The organism is Candidatus Frankia nodulisporulans, assembly GCF_902806475.1.
Classification (GTDB): domain Bacteria; phylum Actinomycetota; class Actinomycetes; order Frankiales; family Frankiaceae; genus Frankia; species Frankia umida.
Map to the genome: position 1 here is coordinate 1 of NZ_CADCWS010000334.1, position 3,816 is coordinate 3,816.

Genomic DNA, 3,816 nt, shown 5'->3' on the forward strand with positions numbered 1-3,816 from the left:
GCAACCCGTCCTGGCCGGTAATCCCGGTAATCAGCGCACGCGGCACGTCGATCCTCCTGTTGACCACCTGGTACTGGTCGGAAGGTTAGCGTCAGGTAAACACGGACGTTCAGCCGGGTCCCGCTCCCGCGGCCTGGGGGATGGTGGTGGTCGTCGGTGCGGATGCGGACGGTGGGAGCGCGCGGGCGATCTGCAACAGCTGGGGAATGATCGCGGTGCCGATCCGCTGGCCACCGCCGTCGGAGATGTGGACGCCGTCGTCGTCGCGCAGGCGCACGCCATCGAGTTCGTCGACGTATCGGTTACCCGGCGTGAGAACGGAGCCCAGATCAATGACGGTCGTGCCGGGGTGGCGGCCGGCGGCCTGGTGCAGCAGTTCGTTGAACCGCAGGACCCGTTCGGGCCGGGTCTCCGGATAGATGCCGCCGTCCGGAGCCTCGGTGGGTTTGAAGATCGGCGCGGTGAGGAGCACCACTTTTGCGCCTTTTGCGCCAAGTGTCGTGATGGCAAGATCGAGTTCGCGGGCGAGATACGCGTCGAAGGACGGTTCCCCGACGTGCGTCCAGCGACCGTCCTGGAGCTGGTCGGTGACCTCCCAGCGGCCGACCAGCAGCATCGCGATGGCCGGGTTGACCTCGTTGATCTCGCGGGCGAACCGGGCCGGCCACTGGTCGCAGCCGTCGGTCGGCGGCCCGGCCTGGCCGAGGATCCGCCGCTGCATGCCCCGGGCGACACCACAGCCCAGCATCGAGTAGTCGTGCATCTGCAGGCCCTGGGCGGCGGCCATCGTGGAGAACTGGCTGTAGTCCAGGGTGAGCGCCACCGAGTCACCGCCGAGCGCGACCTTCACCGGCGCCCCCGATCCCACTGCCGACCGGTGGGCGACGGCCGGCACCGGGGCGCTCTGCGCCTGCCGGGCGAGCGCCTCGAGCTGCGCGGGGGTGCGCACCGACCCCGGGGTGCCGGCGGTGGCGAGGAGAATCACCCCGAGCACACCCGCGAACACCGCCGGCACCATCACCCGCGGTCGGGGCAGCCGGACGCGCCCTCGCCGGATCGGGTTCTCCACCAGGTGGAACGACGCCAGCGTGATGGCCAACGTGACCGCCAGCCGCAGCGCGAGCAGCACGACACCGGTCGCACCGGTACGGGTGGCCGTCAGCGTCAGGAACACCGGCCAGTGCCACAGGTACAGGCCGTAGGAGATCCGTCCGACGAAGGTCAGCGGGGCCAGCGACAGAAACCGCGACAGCGGCCCCTTCGGCGCCTCCACCAGCGAGGCGACCAGCACCATCACCAGCACCGCGACCCCGAGGAAACCGCCCAGGTACAACGGTCGGCTCTCACCGCTGACCGTCATCCAGATCACCAGCAACGCCACCGCGGCGACGCAGCCGGCACCGGAGAGCACCGAACGGGCCCGGTCGGAGATCGGCCGGGTGCGCTGCCCCCGCCACACCGCCAGGGCCGCACCGACCAGCAGCGTCTGCGAGCGGCTGTCCGTGCCGTAGTAGATGCGGGTCGGATCGGTGCCGGTCAGCAGCAGCCCGGCGCCGATCAGCGCCGAGGCGGCCCCGCCCAGCACGGCCACCGACAGGGCCAGCGACTGGGCCTTCTGCCGTTGCCGACGCCAGCGTTCCACCGTGCGCGCGCTGTGGCGCATCAGCAGGAACACCACCAGCGGCCACAGGACGTAGAACTGCTCCTCGACCGAGAGTGACCAGGTGTGCAGCAGCGGCGACGGCGCGGAGAAATGATTGAAGTAGCTCTGGTCGGACAGCGCGAAGCGCCAGTTCGCGACGTAGAGCAGGGTCGAGAGCGCGTCCAGGCGCACCGTCGCGACGTCGCCGGGAGCCGCGACCCAGCGGGCGTAGGCCGCCACGACCACGAGCAGCACCAGCAGCGCGGGCATCAGCCGGCGGGACCGCCGAATCCAGAAGCTGCGCAGATCGATGCGTCGGGTGTTGCGGTACTCGGTGACCAGCAGCCCGGTGATCAGGAACCCCGACAGCACGAAGAACGTGTCGACCCCGAGCAGCCCGCCCGGCATCCACGAGATGCCCGCGTGGTAGGCGATCACCGCCATCACCGCGAAGGCGCGCAGGCCGTCCAACGCGGGCAGATGGCCCAGCGGGGCGAGCACGGGCCCGGTGGCGTCCAGGTCGTCGATCGGACGCAGGCGGGTGGTGGGCGGGGCGTCCCGGGCCCCGTCACGGTGCGAGCCGGCGCCGCGACGGACATCAGGGATGCCACGACCGGTGCGGACACCCCGGACCTCCCGCTCGGCCGGCCCGCCTTGGCCCGGGGCCGGCCCGCGGCCCACGCGGACCGGGGGCGCGGGGGACGGGCGCCGTTCGGCGGGACGGGCCTCGCGGTCGTGTTCGCGGTGCTGCGGGAGCGCGGGGACGCGGCTGCCGTCCTCGGGGCGGACCGCTCGCGCGGGGGGCCGCCCGCCACCGTCGGGCCGGTGGGCACCACCGCCGCCCCGGGTCGACCCGCGGTTGCCGCGGGTCACGATCGGGGTAGTGGCGGGCTGTGCGTCCATGGATTGCCGCCCGGGCCGGCCGCCCGCGCCGAGGGGGACCGTGTCGGCGTCGTTGGTGGTCAGCCTGTCCCTCCTCGCCGTCGTCGTCGGGCGTTGGTGGTGCCTTCCTCGGGTGCGGGACCGGGCCGCGGTTCACCTGCCGGGCCACACCTCGACCACGAGAAGGCGTCCGACCGAAAAGGCTAGCTGCCGGCCGCCTGGGCCGTGCACCCGCGGTGCATCCGCGGTACATCCGGGCCATTCGGTGGGGACGCCCTGCTTGGCCGGGCACAGGACGTTGGTACCTTGCGGCCGTGTCCGAGACGACAGCCGGGTACCCACGTTCGGTGGAGGCGCGGTCGATGCCGCGTGGCGGCGGATGGCCCTGGCTGGCCGGATTCGGTGGGCTCGGTCACGCCCGCCACCGCGCCCCCATCCGGCGCTGGCGGACCTGGCTGGCGCTGATCTGCCTGGTGGGCCTCGGGATTCGGCTTTTTTACCTGTTCCACTGGCTGCATCCCGTTCCGGTGCAGGGTGATCCGTACTACTACCATGAGGCCGCGAATCTATTCGCCGACGGACGGGGATGGCCCGACCCGTACGAACTACGCCTTTCTGGACATTACGTTGCGGATGCGCAGTATCCCCCGTTGACCAGCGTGCTGCTGGCGATTCCGTCACTGTTCGGATTCACCAGTTTTCTGAGCCACCAGATCTTCTCCTGCCTGCTCGGCGTCGGCGCGATCGTTCTGGTCGCGCTGGCCGGGCGTCGCGTCGCGGGCCCGGCCACCGGCCTCGTGGCGGCCGACCTCGCCGCCGTGTACCCGGGGATGTGGCTCAACGACCCACTGGTGATGTCGGAGACGACCGGCATCCTGACCTGCGCCTGGCTGATCCTGGCCGCCTGCCGCTTCCGGGACCGCCGCGGTCGCCTGGACGCCGCCGTCCTCGGGCTCGCGCTCGCGGCGGTGATGCTGGCCCGGGCCGAACTGGCGTTGCTCGCCTTCGTGCTCGTCGTGCCACTGATCGGGTTGGCCCGCGGGCTCGCCTGGCGCCGCCGCCTGGGGCTGCTCGCCCTCGCCACGCTGACCAGCGTGCTGGCGGTCGTGCCATGGACGATCTACAACCTGACCCGCTTCAGTGAGCCCGAGTACCTCTCGACGGGTCTGGGCACCACCCTGGCCGTCACCCACTGCCCGGCGACCTACTACGGCGAGCATCTGGGCTGGTGGTCGTTCGACTGCGTGCTCGCACTGCCGCCGGCCCCGTCCGAACGCTCCGAACGGGACGTG

The 3,816-nt window shown here is 71.7% G+C and carries 2 protein-coding genes; one reads left to right on the forward strand and one right to left on the reverse strand.

Translation table 11 applies throughout. The features are described 5' to 3' along the window. Positions 1-109: 109 nt before the first annotated feature. Positions 110-2,545 carry an acyltransferase family protein gene (locus G6R24_RS19170; protein WP_225438743.1) on the reverse strand — a complete coding sequence of 812 codons (2,436 nt, stop codon included), beginning with the start codon at positions 2,543-2,545 and terminating at the stop codon, positions 110-112. A gap of 341 nt (positions 2,546-2,886) precedes the next feature. Here G6R24_RS19170 and G6R24_RS19175 point away from each other — a divergent pair. Next, positions 2,887-3,816: glycosyltransferase family 39 protein (locus tag G6R24_RS19175; RefSeq protein ID WP_192029203.1), on the forward strand; the 930-nt coding region annotated here is incomplete at its 3' end.